Origin of the sequence: Halobacterium hubeiense (assembly GCF_001488575.1) — an archaeon.
Taxonomy (GTDB): Archaea; Halobacteriota; Halobacteria; order Halobacteriales; family Halobacteriaceae; genus Halobacterium; species Halobacterium hubeiense.
The window spans coordinates 931,320-952,216 of record NZ_LN831302.1; the positions used below are offsets into that span (position 1 = coordinate 931,320).

Below are 20,897 nucleotides of genomic sequence, written 5' to 3' on the forward strand. Positions count from 1 at the left end.
TGCACGAATGACACAAACGGATACGGCTGTCCGACTCGAAGACATCACGAAACGCTTCCCGGGCGTCGTCGCGAACGACAATGTCGACCTGCACGTCGAGCGCGGGTCAGTCCACGCCCTGCTCGGCGAGAACGGTGCGGGGAAGACGACCCTGATGAACGTCCTCTACGGGCTCTACCAGCCGAACTCCGGGCGCGTCGTCGTCGACGGCGAGCCCCGGGAGTTCGACTCCCCGCGGGACGCCATCGACGCCGGCATCGGGATGATTCACCAGCACTTCATGCTCGTGGACACCATGACGGTCGCCGAGAACATCGCGCTCGGCAACGAGCCCCGCAAGTGGGGCGGGCTCGCCGTCGACCGCGAGGCCGCGCGCCGCGAAGTCGTCGAGCTCAGCGAGCGCTACGGGTTCGACGTCGACCCCGACCAGACCATCGCCGACGTCAGCGTCGGCGTCCAGCAGCGCGTCGAGATTCTGAAGGCGCTGTACCGCGGCGCGGACGTGCTCATCCTCGACGAGCCGACCGCCGTGCTCACGCCACAGGAGGTCGAGGACCTCTTCGGCGTCCTCGACGAGCTCACCGACCAGGGGAAGACGGTCATCTTCATCACGCACAAGCTCGGCGAAGCGATGCACGCCGCCGACGACGTCACCGTCCTCCGGGACGGGGAGAACGTCGGCACCGTCGACGCCGACGAGACCACCCGCGAAGAGCTCGCGGAGCTGATGGTCGGCCGCGAGGTCGTCCTCGACGTCGAATCGACGCCCCCGGACGTCGGCGAGACGGTCCTCGACGTGGACTCGCTCTCCGTGCTCGACGACCGCGACGTGCCCGCCGTCACGGACGTCTCCTTCGCCGTCCGCGAGGGTGAAGTGTTCGGCGTCGCGGGCGTGGACGGCAACGGGCAGGCCGAACTCGTGGAAGCGATTACGGGCCTGCGCGAACCGGAGGCCGGAACCGTCGAGTTCGACGGCCGGGACTTCACCGACGCGCCCCGCCGCGAGCGCATCGACGGCGGGATGGCGTACATCCCCGAGGACCGCCAGGAGCGCGGGCTCGTGATGGACTTCGACCTCGTGGAGAACGGCATCCTCGGCAGCCAGCACGGCGAGCCGTTCGCGGGGAGCGGCACCATCGACTGGGACGCCTCCCGCGAGCACGCCGAGGCCATCGTCGAGGAGTACGACGTGCGGCCGCCGAACGCGGACAACGACGCCGTCTCGCTGTCCGGCGGCAACCAGCAGAAGTTCATCGTCGGCCGCGAGTTCGAGCGCGACCCGCGGCTCGTCGTCGCCACGCACCCGACGCGCGGCGTCGACATCGGCTCCCAGGAGTTCATCCACGACCGCCTGCTCGAACTCCGCGACGAGGGCCGGGGCGTCCTGCTGGTCTCCTCGAAACTCGACGAGGTGCAGGGGCTCTCGGACCGCCTCGCCGTGATGCACGACGGCGACGTGATGGCGGTCGTCGACCCCGACGACGTCACCGAGGAGGAACTCGGACTGCTGATGGCCGGCGAGCACCCCGAAGGGTACGAGCCGCGTAGCGAGCGCGACGCCAAGGGGGTGGCGCAGTGAGCGCCGCCGACCGCGCCCGCGACCTGCTCGGGCGCCTCGTCCGCGCGTCGGCGTTCGAGCGCTTCCTCATCAGCATCTCCGCGCTCCTGCTGTCGGTGTTCATCGGCGCGCTCATCATCCTCGGCGCCGGCCGGATGACCGACTGCTCCAGCGCCGCCTACACCATCGCCGTCCCCGGGAAGTTCGTCACGCAGTTCGTCGGCGGCAGCTCGGTGTTCGCGATGGGGTTCTGTTACGACCCGTTCGCGGTGTACGACCTGCTGTTCCTCGGCGCGCTCGGGGACGTCCTCAGCAACCCGCTGAACGGCCAGTTCGCCACGACGCTCGCCGAGACCACGATTCTGATGTTCACGGGCGTCGCGGTCGCGGTGGCGTTCCGCGCGGACATCTTCAACATCGGCGTGCAGGGCCAGCTCGTCGTCGGCGCGCTCACCACGGGCGTCGTGCTCGCGTACGTCGCGCCGCCGCTGGCCGACCTCGGCGTGCTCGCGACCGTCGTCTTGCTCCCGCTGGGCCTCCTGCTCGGCGGCGTCGCGGGCGGCGCGTACGCCGCGGTGCCGGGCGCGCTGAAGGCGTACGCGGACGCCAACGAGGTCATCACCACCATCATGCTGAACTTCGTCGCGACCTCCGTCGCGCTCTTTCTGGTCTCCCGCGAGAAGTACTTCAAGGACCCCGAGAGCTTCGCGAACCAGACCGTCCCGCTGCCCGACGTCGCGATGTTCCCCGACTTCCTGTTCAGGCCGCGGGACGACGTCTCCCTGCTCGCGCTCGCGTTCGCCATCGCGGTGCTCGTCGGCATCTGGTATCTCCTCCAGCACACGTCGTTCGGCTACGACCTGCGGACGAGCGGCCTCCAGCCGGACGCCGCCGAGTACGGCGGCGTCGACGCCGACCGCACCATCGTCTCCAGCATCACGCTGTCGGGCGCGCTCGCCGGCATCGGCGGCGCCGTCTACGTGCTGATGATGTTGGGGAACTTCCAGACCGGCGTCCCGGACTACGGCTTCGACGGCATCACCGTCTCCATCCTCGCCGGCAACAACCCGCTCGGCGTCGGGTTCGCCGCGCTGCTGTTCGGCGTGCTCAAGAGCGGGTCCGTCGTCGTGCAGGTCGGCTCTGACGTGCCGCCGACGCTGGTCGGCGTGCTCCGCGGGCTCATCATCCTGTTCGTCGCGATGCCGGAGTTCTTCCGGATGATCGGACGGAAGTTCGGCTCGTTCGACCAGCCCGGCGAGCCAGTGGCCGCCGACGGCGCCACCGGAGGTGGGAGCGATGAGTGACGGCTCCCGGGTCGCCGGCACCGCTCGAAGCGCGGTCGTCGGCGCCTACGACCGGCTGTTCGTCGGCCGGAGCCGCCTCCAGCAGGCGGTCGTCGGCGTCGTCCTGCTCGCCGCGCTCGGCCTCACCGCCGCCGGCGTGTTCGCGCCGCAGTCCGACGCCGGCCGCCTGTTCGCCGTGCTCACCGCCGACTCCACGCTCGCCGCGACGCTGCGGCTCTCGGTGCCCATCGCGTTCGCCGCGCTCGGCGGCATCTTCGCCGAGAAGTCCGGCGTCATCAACATCGGCCTCGAAGGCCTGCTCATCATCGCCGCGTTCGTCGGCATCTGGGCGACCGACGTGACCGGCAACGTCTGGTACGGCCTGCTCGGCGGCGTTCTCGCGAGCACGCTGCTGGCGCTGCTGTTCGCCATCGTCTGCATCGAGTTCCGCGCCGACCAGATTATCGCCGGCCTCGCGGTCTGGCTCATCGCGCTCGGCCTCGCGCCGTTCCTCTCGTCGGTCATCTACGGCTCGAAGAACACCGTCAGCGTCGATACGTTCCCGACGCTCACCCAGATGGGGATTCCGTTCGTCTCCGAGTTCGTCACGTGGGAACTCGGGTTCGTCGTCGACCTGCCGGACGTCGGGGTCGACTTCGTGCCGAACGTCATCGACCTCCAGTCGTCGCTCGTCGGGCTGCCGTTCTTCGGCGCGCTGTTCGACGCCAGCCCGCCCGTCTACTTGATGCTGCTGGCGGTCGCGCTGTCGTGGTACACGCTCCACCGCACCGCGTTCGGCCGCTGGGTCGAAGCCAGCGGCGAGAACCCGAAGGCGCTGGACACGGCGGGCGTGAACGTCCACCGCGTCCGGTACGGCGCCGTGCTGCTGTCGGGCGTGCTCGCGGGCGTCGGCGGCGCCGCGCTCGCGCTCGGCGTCGGCCAGTTCACGGGCAACGGCCCGACGATGGTCAACGGGAAGGGGTTCATCGCCATCGTCGCGTACCTCTTCGGGAACTACCACCCCGTCGGGGCGCTCGGCTCCACGATGCTGTTCGCCGGCCTCGACGCCACGCAGCTCACGCTGCAGGCGCGGGACGTCTTCCAAGTGCCCACGGAGCTGGTGCGCACCATCCCGTACATCACCGTCATCGTCGTGCTCGCGGTGTTCGGCCGCACGCGCATCCCGTCCGCGGGCGGCGAGCACTACGAGTCCGGCGAGGACGAGTAAGCCGAACGCGCGGTCTTTTTGTCGCGGCTGCTCGAAGGACGCGTATGGATGACGACGAACTGCTGGACGCCGCTCGCGACGCCCTACAGGAAGCCTACGTGCCGTACTCGGAGTACCCGGTCGGCGCCGCAATCGAGACCGCCGACGGCGAGGTGTACGTCGGGACGAACGTCGAGAACGCGAACTTCTCGAACAGCCTCCACGCCGAGGAGGTCGCAATCGGCTCCGCGGTCCGCGACGGCCACCGCGAGTTCGCGAAGGTCGTCGTCACCTCCGAAGCCCGGGACGCCGTCACGCCGTGCGGGATGTGCCGGCAGACGCTCGCGGAGTTCTGCGACGACGACGTGCCCGTGCTCTGTGACACCGGCGACGGCTACAAGCGCTACACCATCGGCGAGCTCATCCCGGACACCATCACGCCCGAGATGCTCGGGCACTGAAAAGCGAGCGCAACGCGCGCCGGTTCAACAGGACGAACCCCGCCGCGATGACGACGAAGCCCGCGGCGGTCACGGGGCCGATTGCCCGCCCGAGCAACACCCAACTGGAGACCGCGGTGACGACCGGGACGGCGTAGGAGACGAGGTTCGCGCGCACCGGCCCGACCGCGCCGACGAGTTCGAAGTACGCCGGGTAGGCCAGCGCCGTCGAGGCCACGCCCACGTACGCGATAGCGCCGAGCAGCGACGGCGACGCCGGCAGCGACTGCGGCTCGCCCAGCAGGAGGCTGGCGGCGTGGACGAGGACGGCGCCGAACGCCAGCCCCCACGCGGTCTCCGCGAGCGAGTCGAGGTCGCTGTCCAGCCGGGCGACGACCACGCTCCCGAGCGCGAGGCTCGTCGCGCCCGCCAGCAACAGTAGTTTCCCGGTCGTCCCGGCGGCGAGCGCGCCCGGCGACGGCCGCACGACGACGGCGACGCCGGTGAGCCCGACCACGAGGCCGACGACTTCGACGCGGTCGAGGCGCTCGGACGGCGCGAGCGCGGCCGCCAGCCCCGCCGCGATGACGGGGTTCGTGGAGAACAACACGGATGCGACCCCGCCCGTGGCGTGCTGCTGGCCGGCGAACAGGAACGCGTTCGTCAGCGCTGCGACCGTCGCGCCGCTGACCGCGGCGGCCGCGACCTCCCGGCGAGTCCGGGGGACGAAGCGGTCGCAGACGACGTACGCCGCCGGGAGCGCGACGACCGCAGCGGTCTCCAGCCGGTACGCAGCGAACAGCAACGCTGGCAACTCCCGCAGGCCGACGTCGATGGCGACGTACGACCCGCCCCACGCGAGTGCGACCACGCCGAACAGCGCCGCGACTCGACTCCGGTTCACGGCGGACGAAGGCGTTCGTCGGCGAAGTGCCTTCGCCTCCCGGAACACGAAGACACTTTGCCCGTCGCCGGCCAACTCGGTGCCATGCCCGGCGACAGCGAGGACCCGAACGACGAGGTCCAGTATCACGTCGAACTCTCCACTGGGGACATCGCGGACGCCGTGTTGCTCCCCGGCAACCCCGAGCGCCTCGACAAAATCACGCCGCTGTGGGACGACCACGAGGAGGTCGCCCACCACCGCGAGTACCGCACCGCTACCGGCAGCTACGACGGCACGCCCATCTCCGTGACCTCCACGGGCATCGGGTCGCCCTCGGCCGCCATCGCGGTCGAGGAGCTCGCGCGCATCGGCGTGGACACGTTCATCCGGGTGGGTTCCTGCGGCGCGCTCCAAGCCGAGATGGAGCCCGGCGACCTCGTCATCACCCGGGGCGCCGTCCGGCAGGAGGGCACCAGCGACGAGTACGTCCGCGAGGACTACCCCGCGGTCGCGGACAACGAGGTCGTCTCCGCGCTCGTCGCCGCCGCCGAGCGCCTCGGCCACGACTACCACGTCGGCCTCACGATGAGCTCGGACTCCTTCTACGCGGGACAGGGCCGGCCCGGCTTCGAGGGCTTCGAGGCCGTCGGCAGCGACGACCTCATTCAGGAGCTCAAGGACGCCAACGTCGCGAACGTCGAGATGGAGGCGTCGGCCATCCTCACGCTCGCGAACGTCTACGGCCTGCGCGCGGGCGCCGTCTGCTCGGTGTTCGCGAACCGCGAGACCGGCGAGTTCCTCACCGAGGGCGAGTCCAACGCCGCCGAGACCGCGAGCCTCGCGGTCCACCTGCTCGCGAAGATGGACGAGAAGAAAGCCGAGGAAGGCGTCGACCAGTGGCACGCCGGCATGAGTCTGGAGTAACGCAACAGAGCGTTTACGGCGCGTACTCGGGGAGCGCGCGGTCGAGTACGTCCTCGACGAACGCACTCTTCTCGGCTGTGTACGCTTCTCGATTCTCCGGATACTCTGCGGCCAACTCGCGCTTCAGCGCGGCGTACGCGGTTGCCACGGCCGAGTGGTCGCGGAGGTAGTCGCGGAACGCGACCTGTTCGCGGTGGCAGTCGCTGTCTGATTCGACCAGCGAGAGGTAGTGCGTCCGGCAGTCCGGCGGCCCGCGCGCGAGGAAGACGCGGTCGGGCACGTCGTCGTTCGGCCGGCGGTCGTAGCCGTTCGCTCCCAATTCGGCGGCCACTGCGTCCGTCTGCCCGTCGCCGACGACGACCAGCACGTCGATGATTGGCTTCGCGGGAATCCCCGGGACGGCGGTGCTGCCGACGTGCTCGATTGCCTCGACGCGGTCGCCGACGAGCTTGCGCAGTCGCTGTGCTTCCTCGCGGTAGGTCTCGCGCCACGACGAGTCGTGGGCTTCGAGTGCGACCTCGTTCCGGGAGAGTCCGACCATCCGACTGTCACTCGCCGCCTCTCGCGTCCCCCGAGAGGAAGATGCTCTCCTCGCCGGCGTGGAAGCGGTCGAGCGCGCGCATCGTCCCGATGTACGACCCGATGGCGACGACCGTGACGGCGGCGAGGAGGACGAACCCGTAGTAGACCAGTTGGGCAGCCATATCTGGACTGAGGCCGGCGTCCGCCTTCAACGTTCGGCGAGACTTCCAGAAGGCCCCGTTGGTAGTCGTCGTTCGGAAAAACAGCGGAGTTATCGCGGTTACAGCGCGTCCCAGGCCTTCATCGCGCGCGACCACGACGTGATCTTCGCGATCCAGCGCGCGGCCGCGGCCTTCTTCAGCATCTTCGCGGGCGTGCCGTTGAACGTGCGGACGGGCGCGCCGAACCCGTTTATCTGGACGTCGTGGGCGATGGCGGTCTCGCCGATGGACACCAGCGTCCCCTGGTCGTCGTACGTCCACGTGCGCAGCGGGCGGCCGTCGATGGCCCGCGAGATGTTCTCGGCGGCGACGTCGGCGGCCTGCCACGCGGCCTGCGCGGTCGGCGGCGCGACCTCGTCGTCGGGCTGGTCGACCAGCGAGCAGTCCCCGACCGCGAACACGCGGTCGTCCTCCGTCTGGAGGTTCGAGCCCGCCTGCAGGCGGTTGTGTTCGGCGTCGAGGTCGACGTCGGCGAGTTCGCCGGGGCCGGTGACGCCGCCGGTCCACAGGAACACGTCGTAGTCGAGGTCGTCGCGCTCGTCGAACTCGATGTGGTCCTCGGTGGCCGCCGTAATCGGGTCGTCGGTGAGAATCTCGATGTCGCGCTCCTCGAGGCGGTGGCGGAGCGCGCCCTGAATCTCGCTGTCGCCCGGCGGGAAGATCTCGGGGAGCGCCTCCACGAGCGTCACGTCGATTGGCGCGTTGTGGCGGTCGCGGAACTCCGCGAGCTCGCCCGCGCTCTGGATGCCCGAGAGGCCCGCGCCCCCGACGACGACCTGCGCGGGGTCGTCGCGGGTGGCTTCCTTCGCGGCGGCCCTGACGTCCTCGTGGATGGCGAGGGCGTCGTCGAGGCCCTTCAGCGTGTGGGGGTGTTCGCCCATCCCCTCGATGCCGTAGGTCGCCGTCTCCGACCCGATGCCGACGAGGAGGTAGTCGTAGGAGAGGTCGTCGCCGTCCGCGAGTTCGACGGTGCGGTCGTCGACGTCGACGTCGACGACTTCGTCGTGGACGAACCGCGTCCCGCGGGACTTGACGTCCTCGACGGGAATCGTGATCTTGTCCTCGACGCCCGGGTCGCGGATGACGCGGTGGGCCTCGTGGAGGACGAGGTGGTAGTCGGTGTCGGAAACCCAGACGAGTTCCGCGTCGGGACCGAGTTCGTCTTCGAGCTTCGACACGGCGCCGGCGCCAGCGTACCCGGCACCCAGGACGACGACCTTGGTTGTCATACGGAACTCTGCGTGACCCGGTGATACAAAGGCTTTGAAACGCCGCGCGTCAGTGTTCGGGTTCCTCGGCGGGGGCTTCCATCGAGTCGATCTTCAGGATGAGGATGTTCGCGGTGTCGTCTTTGCCGTCCAGCGTCCCCTCGATGACGAGCTTCGACAGCGGCGTCGGCCCGACCGTGACGCTGTCGCCCTCGTGGAACTCCCGGATGGAGCCGCGGAGGTGAATCTCCGCGCGGCACAGCTCGGGGTGGTGGACGCTCGTCAGCCCGACCTCCTCGACGTTCGCGTCCTCGACGACCTCGCCCTCGTGGCGGACGGGGACCTCGGCGGTCGTGTCCAGCTTCTGGATTTCCAGCGCCTCGTAGGCGTTGACGGTCGGCTTGTAGCCGCCCTTCGGACCGGGGACGCCCTCGACGAGCTGGAGGGCTTTGAGGCTCTGCATCTGGTTCCGAATCGTGCCCGGGTTGCGGTCGACCTCCTCGGCGATGTCCTCGCCCTTGACGGCCTGCTCGCGCTCCGTGTAGAGGTCTACGAGCGCTCGCAGTATCGTCTTCTGGCTGGAGGTCAGTTCAATCGATGACATACGATTGGTTTGGCCGGTGTTTTCCATAAATCCCCCGATGGGGAGCCCGACGGGGACCGGCGAAACGGTAGGTTTTACGGCCCGACCGTCAATCCACGTCTATGGACGGAAACCGCGTTCTCGTCACCGGTGGCGCGGGGTTCATCGGGTCGAACCTCGCGAACCACCTCGCCGCGGACAACGACGTCGTCGCGCTCGACAACGGCTACCTCGGCACGCCCGAGAATCTCTCCGACGCCGTCGAGTACGTCGAAGCGGACGTGCTCGACGACGACCTCCCGACCGACGTCGACGTCGTCTACCACCTCGCCGCGCTGTCCAGCCGGCAGATGCTCGAAGAGAACCCCCGAGAGGGCGCGCGCGTCAACATCGAGGGGTTCGTCAACGTCGTCGAGCAGGCCCACGCCGACGGCTGCGACACCATCGTCTACGCCTCGACGTCGTCCGCCTACGGCAGCCGCACCGAGCCCAGCCCCGAGGACATGGACTTGGAGGCCGCGACCGGCTACGACGCGTCGATGCTCGGCCGCGAGCGCTACGCGGAGTACTACAACAACTTCTACGACGACCTCTCGTGCGCTGGGATGCGGTTCTTCTCGGTGTACCAGGGTTACGGCGGCAACGAGGCACACAAGGGCGAGTACGCCAACACGATTTCGCAGTTCGCGGACAAGATTGCGAACGGCGAGTCGCCCGTGCTGTGGGGCGACGGCTCCCAGACGCGGGACTTCACGCACGTCGACGACATCGTGCGCGGACTCGTGACGACCGCCGAGCACGAACTCACGGGCGTCTACAACCTCGGCACCGGCGAGGCGCACTCGTTCAACGAGATGGTCGAGCTCATCAACGACGCGCTCGGCACGGACGTCGAACCGGAGTACGAGCCGATTCCGCTGGAGAACTACGTCCACGACACGTGCGCGGACATCTCCAAGATAACGGAGGCGACCGGCTGGGAGCCCCGGATTTCCTTCGAGGAGGGCGTCGAGCGCGTCGTCGAACCGTACCGCGACTAGCTACCGGCTGACGAGGGTTCGCTCGACGAGCTTCGTCGCGACCACCGAGGACGCGACCAGCGTCCCGCCGAGGAAGAGCCCGACTGCCAGCGCCGACGCCGCGAACGGCACGACGTTCCGCGGGAAGTACGCGTACACCCACGCCGCAACGAGCGCGTAGCACGCCAGCGGCGCGAGCGACGCCACCGCTTCCGCGGGCCGGAGTCGCTTCAAGTCGCCGTACGTGCGGTCGTGCCACGGATTCCCGGTCAGCGGCAGCCACGCCAGCCAGCCCACCAGCCGGAACGCGAGGTATCGGAGTTGGCGTCGCTTGGCGGGCACGCCCGCTACGTCGAGCGATTCTGACATAAACGCTTCGCCGGCGCAGAACGGGACCCACTAAAGGCCGATGTGCGTACCACATGTATGGCCAAGACCGTCCACGTCATCGGCGCACCGATGGACTACGGCTCGGACCGACGCGGCGTCGACATGGGGCCGTCGGCGATTCGCTACGCCGACCTCGCCGCACAGCTGGACGCCGCGGGCGTCGACGCCGTCGACACCGGCGACCTGCTCGTGCCGCGCGCGGAGGAGCGCGACCCCGATGGCGCCAACGCGAAGTTCCTCGACGAAATCGAGGACGTCTCCCTCCGGCTCGCCGCCGAAGTCGCGGACACGCTCGCCGAGGGCGCGTTCCCGCTCGTGCTCGGCGGCGACCACGCGGTCGCCATCGGGTCGCTGGCGGGGAGCGCGCGCGACGCCGAAATCGGCGCGCTCTGGCTGGACGCCCACGGCGACTTCAACACGCCCGCCACCTCCCCGAGCGGGAACGTCCACGGGATGCCGCTGGCGGCGGCGCTGGGCCGCGGCGAGTTCGCGGACACCGAGTGGGCGAACGCCACCGGCCTCCGCGAGGAGAACGTCGCGCTCGTCGGCCTGCGGAACCTCGACCCCTCCGAGCGCGAAGCCATCCGGGAGAGCGAGATGACCGCGTTCACGATGAGCGACATCGACGAGCGCGGCGTCACCAGCGTCGTTGACGAGGCCCTGGACATCGTGACTGCGGGCACCGACGGCGTCCACGTCTCGCTGGACGTCGACTGGCTCGACCCGGACGAAGCCCCGGGCGTCGGGACGCCCGTGCGCGGCGGCGCGACCTACCGGGAGGCGCACGCGGCGCTGGAAGCGATTGCGCAGCGGGACGCGGAAGAAGAGTTCCTCCGCTCGCTGGAAGTCGTGGAAGTGAACCCGATTCTGGACGAGTCGAACCGGACCGCGGACATCGCCGCGGAGCTGGCCGCGAGCGCGCTCGGCAAGCGAATCCTCTGACTCAGAGCGCGGTGGTCGCGACGGCGTACACGAGCCCCGCGCCCGCCGCCGCGAGCGCGGCGTGCCCGAGCGCGCCGAACACGACCGCGGCGCCGGCGAGTATTCGGTCGAGTGGTTTCAGTTCCTGTCCGAAGACCTCCCGTTCGCGTTCGGCGACAGCCATCGTCGTTCACCCACTTGGGGATACGACGGGCGGGGGGACAATCCCCCGGGGCGGTTCCTACGCAGTCGCAACCGCTCCCACTCGGTGGGAATCCGCGGAAAAAGTTACCCGGCGGCTACTCCTCGCTCGCCTCGTCCTCGTCGCTCTCGCTGGGCCGGTAGACGGAGACGGCGGCGACCTCGTCGCCGTCCTCGACGTCCATCACTTTCACGCCCTTCGTGTTCCGGCCGACCGTCGACACCTCGTCGACGGGGAGCCGGATAATCTGGCCGGCCTCGCTCATCGCGACGAGGTTGTCGTCGTCGCTGACCGTGTCCAGCGAGACGACACTGCCGTTGCGCTCGCCGGTCTTGATGTCCACGAGTCCCTTGCCGTTCCGTGACTGCTTGCGGTACTCCGACAGCGGCGTGCGCTTCCCGTAGCCGTACTCGGTGACGGTCAGGAGGGTGCGCTCGTCGTCGGGTTCGACCGGCGCGAGGCCGGCGACCTTGTCGTCGCCTTCGAGGTCCATCCCGCGGACGCCGCGGGCGTTGCGGCCCATCGCGCGGACGTCCGTCTCGTCGAACCGAATCGCCATCCCGTGCTCGCTGCCGAGCACGACGTCGTGGCTGCCGTCCGTGACCTCGACGTCTGCGAGCTCGTCGCCGTCTTCGAGGCTGATGGCGATGATGCCGGTCGAGCGGATGTTCTCGAACTCGCCGACGGTCGTGCGCTTCACGTAGCCGTGGCGGGTCGCCATCGTGAGGTACTCGTCGTCGCTCTCGAAGTCGAGGTCGTCGGCGGTGACGACCGCGGAAATCTCCTCGCCGTCGTCGAGGTCGAGGATGTTCACGGCGGAGGTGCCCCGCGCCGTGCGGGACATCTCCGGCACCTGGTGGACCTTCAGCCGGTAGACCTGCCCCTGGTTCGTGAAGCAGAGCAGGTAGTCGTGCGTGGACGCGGTGAACACCGCGGAGACGCGGTCCTCGTCCTTGAGGTCCGTGCCGATGATGCCCTTCCCGCCGCGGTGCTGGGCGTCGAAGGTGTCCGCGGGCACGCGCTTGATGTAGTCGCTCTCGGAGAGCACGACCACGACGTCCTCCTCGGGGATGAGGTCCTCGTCGGTGACCGTGCCCGTGTCCTCGATGAAGGACGTGCGGCGCTCGTCGGCGTACTCCTCCTTGATGTCGCGGAGCTCCTCCTTGATGACAGAGAGGAGTTCCTCCTCGCTGCCGAGAATCTCCTCAAGGCGCTCGATGCGGTCGGTGACCTCCTCGTACTCGGACTCGATTTCCGCGGCCTCCATCGACGTGAGGCTGCCGAGCTGCATCCGGACGATGTGGTCGGCCTGCGCCTGCGTGAATCCGAAGTCGTCCTTGAGCGCCTCTTTGGCGTCGTCGCGGTCCTCGGCGTTCTGGATGGTCTCGACCACGTCGTCGGCCTGCTCTAAGGCCTTGAGACGACCTTCGAGGATGTGCGCGCGGTCCTCGGCTTCCGCGAGGTCGTGCTCGCTGCGCCGCCGCACCACTTCCTTGCGGTGGGCGACGTACTCTTCGAGCATCTCCTTGAGCGTGAGGACCTTCGGCTGGCCGTCCACGAGCGCGAGGTTGATGACGCCGAACGTGCGTTCGAGATGCGACTCCAGCAGGTGGTTCTCCACGACGTCCGTGTTCGCGTTCCGCTTGAGTTCGACGACGATGCGGATGCCGTTCCGGTCGGACTCGTCGCGGAGGTCGCGCACCCCGTCGAGGTCGCCGTCGCGCACGTCATCGGCGATGCGCTCGACGAGCTTCGACTTGTTCTGCTGGTAGGGGAGTTCCGTGATGACGATGCTGTCGCTGGAGTCGCCCTCCTCGACGTGGTACTCGGCGCGCACCCGGACGCGCCCCCGTCCCGTCTGGTAGGCCTGCTTGACGTCCGAGCGCCCGACGATGTTCCCCGCGGTCGGGAAGTCCGGCCCCTTCACGTAGTCCATCAAATCGACGACCGTGCAGTCGGGGTTGTCGATGAGGTGGACAGTCGCGTCGATGACCTCGCCGAGGTTGTGCGGCGGGACGTTCGTCGACATCCCCACCGCGATGCCCGACGACCCGTTCACGAGCAGGTTCGGGAACGCCGACGGAAGCACCTCGGGCTCGGTCAGGCGGTCGTCGTAGTTCGACTGGAAGTCGACCGTGTCCTTCTCGATGTCCGTCAGCAGCTCCTCCGCGATGGACGCCATGCGGGCCTCCGTGTACCGCATCGCGGCCGCGGGGTCGCCGTCCACGCTGCCGAAGTTGCCCTGGCCGTCCACGAGCGGGTACCGCATCGAGAAGTCCTGTGCCATCCGCACGAGCGCGTCGTAGATGGCGGAGTCGCCGTGCGGGTGGTAGTCGCCCATCGTGTCTCCGACGATGTTCGAGGACTTCCGGTGGCTGGAACCGCTGGAGACGCCCGCCTCGTGCATCGCGTAGAGAATGCGGCGGTGGACGGGCTTGAGGCCGTCCCGGACGTCCGGAAGCGCCCGGCCCGCGATGACGCTCATCGCGTAGTCGATGTACGACTGCTCCATCTCCTCGTCCACGCGGACGTTCTTCACGCGGTCCGCGACCTCGTCGGGTGCGTCTGGGTCTGGTGCGTCCGAACTCATGTTAGATATCCACCCACTCTGCGTCCGTGGCGTGGTCCTGGATGAACTGCTTGCGCGGCTCGACGGCGTCCCCCATCAGCACGGAGAACATCTTGTCCGCGGCGGCGGCGTCCTCGACGGTGATGCGCTTGAGGATGCGGTTCTCGGGGTCCATCGTGGTGTCCCAGAGCTGCTGGGGATTCATCTCCCCGAGGCCCTTGAACCGCTGGACCTGCGTCGGGTTGCCGTCGCACTTCTCCTCGATGATGCGTTCGCGCTCCTCCTCGGTCATCGCGTCGTAGGTGTTCCCGCGGTACCGGATGCGGTACAGCGGCGGCTGGGCGGCGTACACGTAGCCGGCCTCCAGCAGCGGCTTCATGTGCCGGTAGAAGAACGTCAACAGGAGCGTGCGGATGTGCGCGCCGTCGACGTCGGCGTCCGTCATCATCACGATCTTCTTGTACCGGATGTCGTCGATGTCGAACTCGTCGCCGATGCCCGTGCCGAGCGCGGTGATGATGTGGCGAATCTCGTCGTGTTCCAGAATCCGGTCGAGGCGGTGCTTCTCGACGTTCAGAATCTTCCCGCCGAGCGGGAGAATCGCCTGGAACTCGGGGTTGCGGCCCTGCTTGGCGGAGCCGCCCGCGGAGTCGCCCTCCACGATGAACAGCTCGGCGTCGTCGGGGTCTTTCGTCTGGCAGTCAGCGAGCTTTCCCGGGAGGCTCGTCGAGGACAGTGCGCTCTTGCGGCGCGTGAGCTCCTCGGCCTTCTTCGCGGCCTTCCGGGCCTTCGCGGCCTCGACGGCCTTCCGCACGACGGCCTCGGCGGTGTCGGGGTTCTCCTCGAAGTACGTGCCCAGTCCCTCGTGGACCGTGCCCTCGACGATGCCCCGGACCTCGCTGTTGCCGAGTTTCGTCTTCGTCTGCCCCTCGAACTGCGGGTCGGGGTGTTTCACGGAGACGACCGCGGTGAGGCCCTCGCGGATGTCCTCGCCCGTGAGGTTCTCGCCGTCGAGCTCCCCGAGCAGGTTGTGCTCGTTGGCGTAGTCGTTGACCGTGCGCGTGAGCGCGGTCTTGAACCCCGTGAGGTGAGTGCCGCCCTCGCGGGTGTTGATGTTGTTCGCGAACGCGTGCGTCGAGGATTGGAGGTCGTCGGTCGCCTGCATCGCGATTTCGACCTGAATGCCGTCCTCCTCGCTCTCGAAGTAGATGACGTCCTCGTGGAGCGCCTGCCGGCTCTCGTTGAGGTACTCGACGAACTCGCGGATGCCGCCCTCGTACTCGAACGTCGAGGACTCGGCTTCGTCGCCGCGCTCGTCGGTGAGCGTGATTTCGACGCCCGAATTGAGGAACGCCAGCTCGCGCAGGCGGTTCTCGAGCGTGGAGTAGTCGAACTCCAGCGTCTCGAAGATGTCGGCGTCCGGGCGGAACCGAATCAGCGTCCCGGTCTCGTCGTCGCCGACGTCGTCGATGCGCTCGAGGTCCGTGACGGGTTCGCCGTGCTCGAACTTCTCGCGGTACTTCCCGCCCTCGCGGGAGACCTCGACCGCGAGGCGCTCGGAGAGCGCGTTCACGACGGAGACGCCGACGCCGTGGAGCCCGCCGGAGACCTGGTAGGACTTCGCGTCGAACTTCCCGCCGGCGTGCAGGACGGTGAGGATGACCTCGACCGCGGGGCGGTCGTACTCCTCGTGGGTGTCTATGGGGATGCCGCGACCGTCGTCCTCCACGCTGACCGAGCCGTCCTCGTGGAGCGTCACCTCGATGTGGTCGCAGTATCCGGCCAGTGCTTCGTCGATGGAGTTGTCCACGACCTCGTAGACGAGATGATGGAGGCCACGAGCGTCAGTGGAACCGATGTACATCGCCGGCCGCTTCTGGACGGCTTCGAGCCCCTCCAGAACCTGGATTTGGCCAGCGCTGTACTCGCTTTGGTCAGACATGAACGTTGCATCTCCCTAGGCTCCCCGCCGGTAAAAAAGACTCGCACGCGTGCGCGCGAAAACCCGCGATTGTCTTGCGTCCGTCTGCCGTCGTGCGTTCAGTTTCACTTTCACCCCGCACACCGCTGGGGTTTTACCCGCCGAACGGGAACTACGGGTATCGAATGACGTCCTTCCAGTCGACGCTCGGCGAGGAGGAGGGCATCGCGGAGGAGCTCGCCGCGAGCCAGCGCGAGATCTCCATCGCCGAGTTCTTCGAGAAGAACAAGCACATGCTCGGCTTCGACAGCGGAGCCCGAGGGCTGGTCACGGCCGTCAAGGAGGCCGTGGACAACGCCCTCGACGCCACCGAGGAGGCCGGCATCCTCCCGGACATCTACGTCGAAATCGAGGAGGGCCGCGACTACTACACCCTCGTCGTCGAGGACAACGGGCCGGGCATCACCAAAGAACAGATCCCGAAAATCTTCGGGAAGCTCCTGTACGGCTCGCGGTTCCACGCCCGCGAGCAGTCCCGCGGCCAGCAGGGCATCGGCATCTCCGCGGCCGTCCTGTACTCCCAATTGACCTCGGGGAAGCCGGTGCGCATCGAGAGCCGCACGCAGGATTCGGGCGTGTCGAACTACTACGAGCTCATCATCGACACGGACACCAACGAGCCCGAAATCAGCGTGGAGAAGGAGCTCTCCGCGGCGGAGAGCGACCTCCGCGGCACGCACGGCACGCGCATCGAGATGGACCTCGAAGCGAACATGCGCGCCCGCGGCCAGCTCCACGACTACGTCAAGCACACCGCGGTCGTCAACCCCCACGCGCGCATCGAACTGCAGGAGCCGAAGGGCGAAATCAAGGCCGAGCGCGCCGAAGACGCCGGTCTCCCCGAGGAGACCGAGGAGATTCGCCCCCACCCCCACGGGGTCGAACTCGGGACGCTCATCAAGATGCTCGGCGATACGGATTCGCACTCCGTCTCGGGGTTCCTCCAGTCGGAGTTCACGCGCGTCGGGAAGAAGACCGCCGACGGCATCGTGGACGCGTTCCGCGACCGCCACTACGGCCGCGAGCTGCGGTGGCGGCCGCCCGGAATCGATTCGGAGACGGACCTCGAAGCCGCCGTGGTGGACGCCGTCTCGAACAAGGGCGCCGACGACACCGCGGCGTTCGCCGAGCGCGTCGCCGACGCCGTCGAGGACGCGGAGCGCGTCGCGTACTCGGAACTCGAAGCACTGGTCGCCGACGCCGCCGCGGAGTCCGAGGCGGCCTCGGGCAAGACGTTCGGCGACACCGTGCAGGAGCACGTCGTCGACGCGGTGTGGGACGCGCTCACCGAGGACCGCGCGGCCGACATCTTCGTCGCGGTGGACGCCGCGACGACCGTCCAGAAAGACGACGCGACGGTGCGCGGGCTCGCCGAGCGCATCGCCGACAAGTTCGGTAGCGACACGCCCCGCGACCGCGTGACCCGCGCCGAACTCGCCGAGTTCGTCCACCGCGCCGCGGAGATGACCGAGGAAGTCGAGGACGCGACCGTCGGCGACACCGCCCGCGAGAACGTCGTCGAGGAACTCTGGTCGGACATGGCGACGGTCCCCGACGACCTGCCGAAGACCAAGGACGTGGCGGGCGACCGCGACACCGCCAGCAAACTGCTGGACGCGATGGCGAGCGTAGACGTGATGGCGCCGCCGACCTCCTGCCTGTCGCCCATCAAGGCCGACCTCGTGGAAGCGGGCCTCCGCAAGGAGTTCGACGCCGAGTTCTACTCCGCGGCCACCCGCGACGCCGAAGTCCACGGCGGCGACCCGTTCATCGTGGAGGCCGGCATCGCGTACGGCGGCGAACTCGAAGACCAGGGCGGCGTCGACCTGCTGCGGTTCGCGAACCGCGTGCCGCTGGTCTACCAGCGCGGCGCCTGTGCGACCACGAACGTCGTCAAGGACATCGGCTGGCGGAACTACAACCTCGACCAGCCCGGCGGCAGCGGCCTCCCGCAGGGTCCCGCCGTCATCATGGTCCACGTCGCCTCGACGAACGTGCCGTTCACCAGCGAATCCAAGGACGCCGTCGCGTCCGTCGAGGAAATCGAGGACGAAATCGAGCTGGCGGTCCGGGAGGCCGCCCGCGACCTCAAGTCGTTCCTCAACAAGCGCCAGTCGATGCGCAAGCGCCAGCAGAAGCAGAACGTCATCATGGACATCCTCCCCACGATGGCCGAGAAGGTCTCGGACATGACCGACAACGAGCCCCTCGACGTCGAGGACTCGCTGGCGCGCATCATGAACAACGTCCTCGTCGAGCGCGACCTCGACGGTGACGAGGTGACCCTGCGCGTCGAGAACCACGGCGACACCGCCGCGGACGTCGACGTCACCGACATCGTCACCGCCGAACCCGCCGACCCCACCGACGGCAACGTCGTGGAGATGGACGGCGAGTGGTTCGTGAAGTGGTCGCCGTCGGTCTCCGGCGGCGACACCGCGGAACTGACGTACAGCGTGGACGACGACGCGGAGTTCGACCTCTCCGTGCAGGGCGTCGAGGACGCCCGCCTCACCATCAACCAATGAGCGACGCAAACACCCCAGACACGCCGAAGGGCGACGACGCCCGCGACCAGCTCGTCGAGCTGGCCGAACAGTTCTACGACCAGTTCGCGGACGGGTCGGTCCCGAAGATGACCCTGCCCACGCGCTCGAAGTCCAACATCGAGTACGACGACGACTCCGACGTGTGGGTGTACGGCGACCGCACGAGCACGCGCTCGGCGAACTCCGTGCGGGGCGCGCGCAAGCTGTTGAAGTCCATCTACACCATCGACTTCCTCGCCCAGCAACTCGACGAGGACCGCTCTTCGACGCTGCGTGAGTTGTACTACCTCTCGGAGTCCTGGGACGAGGAGGAAGCCCAGTTCAACGACCAGAGCGAGTCCGACAAGCTCGTCGAGGACCTCGAAATCGTCTCCGGCGTGAAGCGCGAGGACTTCCACATGCGCCCCGAGGAGTCCGGCGCGAAGGTGATGGGGCCGCTGCGCATCCGCGAGCAGACCAACCGCGGCGACCGCGAGATTCACTGCCAGGACGACGTCGGGCAGGGCGGCTACCAGATTCCGAACAACCCCGACACCATCGAGTTCCTGGACTGCGACGCGGAGTTCGTGATGTGCGTGGAGACCGGCGGGATGCGCGACCGCCTCGTCGAGAACGGCTTCGACGACGAGTACGACTGTCTCGTCGTCCACCTCGGCGGCCAGCCGGCGCGCGCGACCCGCCGCCTGACCAAGCGCCTCCACGACGAACTCGGCCTCCCCATCACCGTGTTCACTGACGGCGACCCGTGGTCGTACCGCATCTTCGGCTCCGTCTCCTACGGCTCCATCAAGTCCGCACACCTCTCGGAGTATCTCGCCACCCCCGAAGCGCAGTTCGTGGGCATCCGCCCGCAGGACATCGTCGACTACGACCTGCCGACGGACCCGCTCTCGGATTCGGACGTGAACGCCCTCGAATCCGAGCTGGAGGACCCGCGCTTCCAGAGCGACTTCTGGACCGAACAGATAGAGCTCCAGCTCGACATCGACAAGAAGGCCGAACAGCAGGCGCTGGCCTCCCGCGGCCTCGATTTCGTCACGGACACCTACCTGCCCGAGCGCCTCGACGAGATGAATGTAATTTAGTCTATTAAATGGGACAACGAGATTTCGTTGCACCGTTTCTGCTAATCATTTCAAGCCTGGCTGGATTAGCCGATTATCTGCTTCCCATCGTTTTTGTTTGGAGGCCTGAAATCTCTCCAGTTGTTCAGACCTTTCTTTTTGCCTTGGCAGTAGCAGAGTATGCACCTGATTTTACAAGACAAGGAAACTACTGGGTATATCAGTTAGGGAAGATTTTATCTGCAGTTGCGATTTTTGGGTTGGTGACTTTTCATACTATACTTGTGCCTTTTTTAATTTCAATTATATACTTCCTGATTTCACTGAACAAAAGCCCGATACCAACCTCTGCTAAAGCAATAGTCAGATTCCTTGCCTATGTCCTATTAACTTCTTTCTTAGTTGGCGTCGGAGACGTTTTTTCTCCGGTTTTCGAAATATTACTGTTTATCGCTGGTATGTCGATATTGTTTAAATACTTCCCTGTGAAAAAGCCCAAAACTTCACTCGATAGTCAGATGGTTCGCGCTATTGGTGATATTATATACACGCCCTTTCTGACGGTGCTCTCTGCAGTGCTCCTTGCTACTATTTTCATTTCCCTCTCTTATAGCCAGGAATTTTTCACAATGTTAGTAGTGGCATTTCTCCCGAACTTCCTAGCTCTTTTCGTTGGCTCACCTGTTGCTGCAGTGTCTGCGGTCGCAAATATTCTATTCCTATTTATCATCTCTTTCTACTTCGCTTATCTATTGGTGGGCGTTTCGGAGATCTGGATTCCAGAGCGGTCATTAGAGGGCAATATCCCAGGACTCTACGGGACGGCTATCATTCCAATATTTGGATATATATTCACTCGGTTACCACACCACAATACGGGCGTGGTTTCCGCCAATTATAGTATATTTGGAGTTTTGGCTTCACTCCTTGGAATAATCCTTTTGCTGGTCTACTCTTCCGCTATATTCCCTCCAATCAATCGGAAATTCTCTTATACTATGCACTTCACTGTCCCCAGCGATGATCTAGTAAGTGGTAAAAAACACTTGACCATCTCGTTGTTTACGATGTTTTTATACATATCGTATCTGGTCAGAGATGATGTACTTCTCATGGTGTACTTTGCTTGGTTATTGTGGTTCCCAGTTTTATGGGTTCGAAATAGCGGGGTGGCTGGCAGAACCTTCTGGGTCTTAGTGATGGTCTTGCTCGATATCCTGTTTATCCAATCTGGCCAAGGGGGTGTTGCTGATCATATAATGCTGGGTGGTGTGGTCATACGAAATGTTGGGATTCTTGGAATAGTCTGCCAAATAATAGAAGAATATCAGACTGATTGAACCATCTGAAATCGCTTCTAACTACAGCCC

General features: G+C 66.6%; 19 protein-coding genes. 10 read left to right on the forward strand and 9 right to left on the reverse strand.

Translation table 11 applies throughout. The features are described from left to right. The first annotated feature begins 7 nt into the window (after positions 1 to 7). The 4 genes from HHUB_RS04835 to cdd are packed head-to-tail and all read left to right on the forward strand — an operon-like array spanning position 8 to position 4,509. Positions 8 to 1,579 carry an ABC transporter ATP-binding protein gene (locus tag HHUB_RS04835; RefSeq protein WP_059056461.1) on the forward strand — a complete coding sequence of 524 codons (1,572 nt, stop codon included), beginning with the start codon at positions 8 to 10 and terminating at the stop codon, positions 1,577 to 1,579. Next, on the forward strand, positions 1,576 to 2,862 hold the full coding sequence (locus tag HHUB_RS04840; protein ID WP_059056462.1) for an ABC transporter permease: 1,287 nt from the start codon (positions 1,576 to 1,578) through the stop codon (positions 2,860 to 2,862). Before HHUB_RS04835 ends, HHUB_RS04840 begins: the two co-directional genes overlap by 4 nt. Next, entirely contained in the window at positions 2,855 to 4,069 is a 1,215-nt protein-coding gene (locus HHUB_RS04845) for an ABC transporter permease (protein WP_059056463.1), read from the forward strand. Before HHUB_RS04840 ends, HHUB_RS04845 begins: the two co-directional genes overlap by 8 nt. Before the next feature lie 44 nt (positions 4,070 to 4,113). Then, on the forward strand, positions 4,114 to 4,509 hold the full coding sequence (gene cdd / locus HHUB_RS04850) for a cytidine deaminase (protein WP_059056464.1): 396 nt from the start codon (positions 4,114 to 4,116) through the stop codon (positions 4,507 to 4,509). Here cdd and HHUB_RS04855 read toward each other — a convergent pair. Then, a complete protein-coding gene (locus tag HHUB_RS04855) occupies positions 4,484 to 5,392 on the reverse strand; it encodes a DMT family transporter (protein WP_238324011.1) in 909 nt (302 codons plus the stop codon). The genes cdd and HHUB_RS04855 overlap by 26 nt on opposite strands. Positions 5,393 to 5,476: 84 nt before the next feature. On the opposite strand from HHUB_RS04855, the gene HHUB_RS04860 reads away from it, so the two are divergent. Further along, positions 5,477 to 6,298, forward strand: coding sequence for a nucleoside phosphorylase (locus tag HHUB_RS04860; protein ID WP_059056466.1), 822 nt, complete (start codon positions 5,477 to 5,479; stop codon positions 6,296 to 6,298). A 13-nt stretch (positions 6,299 to 6,311) separates the two neighbouring features. On the opposite strand, the gene HHUB_RS04865 is transcribed toward HHUB_RS04860, so the two are convergent. From HHUB_RS04865 to HHUB_RS04875, 4 genes are all read right to left on the reverse strand, one after another. Further along, positions 6,312 to 6,839 (reverse strand): GrpB family protein, encoded by a 528-nt coding sequence (locus HHUB_RS04865; protein ID WP_059056467.1) that lies wholly within the window; start codon positions 6,837 to 6,839, stop codon positions 6,312 to 6,314. Positions 6,840 to 6,846: 7 nt separating this feature from the next. Then, entirely contained in the window at positions 6,847 to 7,002 is a 156-nt protein-coding gene (locus HHUB_RS16535) for a hypothetical protein (protein WP_157533978.1), read from the reverse strand. Positions 7,003 to 7,100: 98 nt separating this feature from the next. Beyond that, positions 7,101 to 8,270 (reverse strand): NAD(P)/FAD-dependent oxidoreductase, encoded by a 1,170-nt coding sequence (locus HHUB_RS04870; RefSeq protein WP_059056468.1) that lies wholly within the window; start codon positions 8,268 to 8,270, stop codon positions 7,101 to 7,103. A 49-nt stretch (positions 8,271 to 8,319) separates the two neighbouring features. After that, positions 8,320 to 8,853 (reverse strand): Rrf2 family transcriptional regulator, encoded by a 534-nt coding sequence (locus tag HHUB_RS04875; protein WP_059056469.1) that lies wholly within the window; start codon positions 8,851 to 8,853, stop codon positions 8,320 to 8,322. Between the two features lie 101 nt (positions 8,854 to 8,954). On the opposite strand from HHUB_RS04875, the gene HHUB_RS04880 reads away from it, so the two are divergent. Then, positions 8,955 to 9,872, forward strand: a complete 918-nt coding sequence (locus HHUB_RS04880; RefSeq protein ID WP_059056470.1) for an NAD-dependent epimerase/dehydratase family protein — start codon at positions 8,955 to 8,957, stop codon at positions 9,870 to 9,872. Here the strand turns inward: HHUB_RS04880 and HHUB_RS04885 are convergent, their stop codons facing one another. Continuing rightward, entirely contained in the window at positions 9,873 to 10,193 is a 321-nt protein-coding gene (locus tag HHUB_RS04885) for a hypothetical protein (protein WP_143416411.1), read from the reverse strand. It abuts the gene before it with no gap. 84 nt (positions 10,194 to 10,277) lie between these two features. On the opposite strand from HHUB_RS04885, the gene rocF reads away from it, so the two are divergent. Beyond that, a complete protein-coding gene (gene rocF, locus HHUB_RS04890) occupies positions 10,278 to 11,183 on the forward strand; it encodes an arginase (protein WP_059056472.1) in 906 nt (301 codons plus the stop codon). 1 nt (position 11,184) lies between these two features. Here rocF and HHUB_RS17020 read toward each other — a convergent pair whose 3' ends face one another. The 3 genes from HHUB_RS17020 to gyrB form a co-directional block, all read right to left on the reverse strand. Then, positions 11,185 to 11,346, reverse strand: coding sequence for a hypothetical protein (locus HHUB_RS17020; protein WP_169793389.1), 162 nt, complete (start codon positions 11,344 to 11,346; stop codon positions 11,185 to 11,187). A 115-nt stretch (positions 11,347 to 11,461) separates the two neighbouring features. Continuing rightward, complete coding sequence (gyrA, locus tag HHUB_RS04895; protein ID WP_059056473.1) at positions 11,462 to 13,954, reverse strand: DNA gyrase subunit A; 2,493 nt, start codon at positions 13,952 to 13,954, stop codon at positions 11,462 to 11,464. 1 nt (position 13,955) lies between these two features. Then, positions 13,956 to 15,875, reverse strand: a complete 1,920-nt coding sequence (gene gyrB / locus HHUB_RS04900) for a DNA topoisomerase (ATP-hydrolyzing) subunit B (protein WP_059056474.1) — start codon at positions 15,873 to 15,875, stop codon at positions 13,956 to 13,958. Between the two features lie 164 nt (positions 15,876 to 16,039). Between gyrB and HHUB_RS04905 the strand changes: the two genes are divergently transcribed. The 3 genes from HHUB_RS04905 to HHUB_RS16540 are packed head-to-tail and all read left to right on the forward strand — an operon-like array spanning position 16,040 to position 20,867. After that, positions 16,040 to 18,442: a DNA topoisomerase VI subunit B gene (locus tag HHUB_RS04905; protein ID WP_059056475.1), complete on the forward strand. Its 2,403-nt coding sequence runs from the start codon at positions 16,040 to 16,042 to the stop codon at positions 18,440 to 18,442. Further along, positions 18,439 to 19,548: a DNA topoisomerase IV subunit A gene (locus HHUB_RS04910; protein ID WP_059056476.1), complete on the forward strand. Its 1,110-nt coding sequence runs from the start codon at positions 18,439 to 18,441 to the stop codon at positions 19,546 to 19,548. The genes HHUB_RS04905 and HHUB_RS04910 overlap by 4 nt, the downstream gene beginning before the upstream one ends. Before the next feature lie 8 nt (positions 19,549 to 19,556). Further along, entirely contained in the window at positions 19,557 to 20,867 is a 1,311-nt protein-coding gene (locus HHUB_RS16540) for a hypothetical protein (protein WP_157533979.1), read from the forward strand. The last annotated feature ends 30 nt before the right edge of the window (positions 20,868 to 20,897 follow it).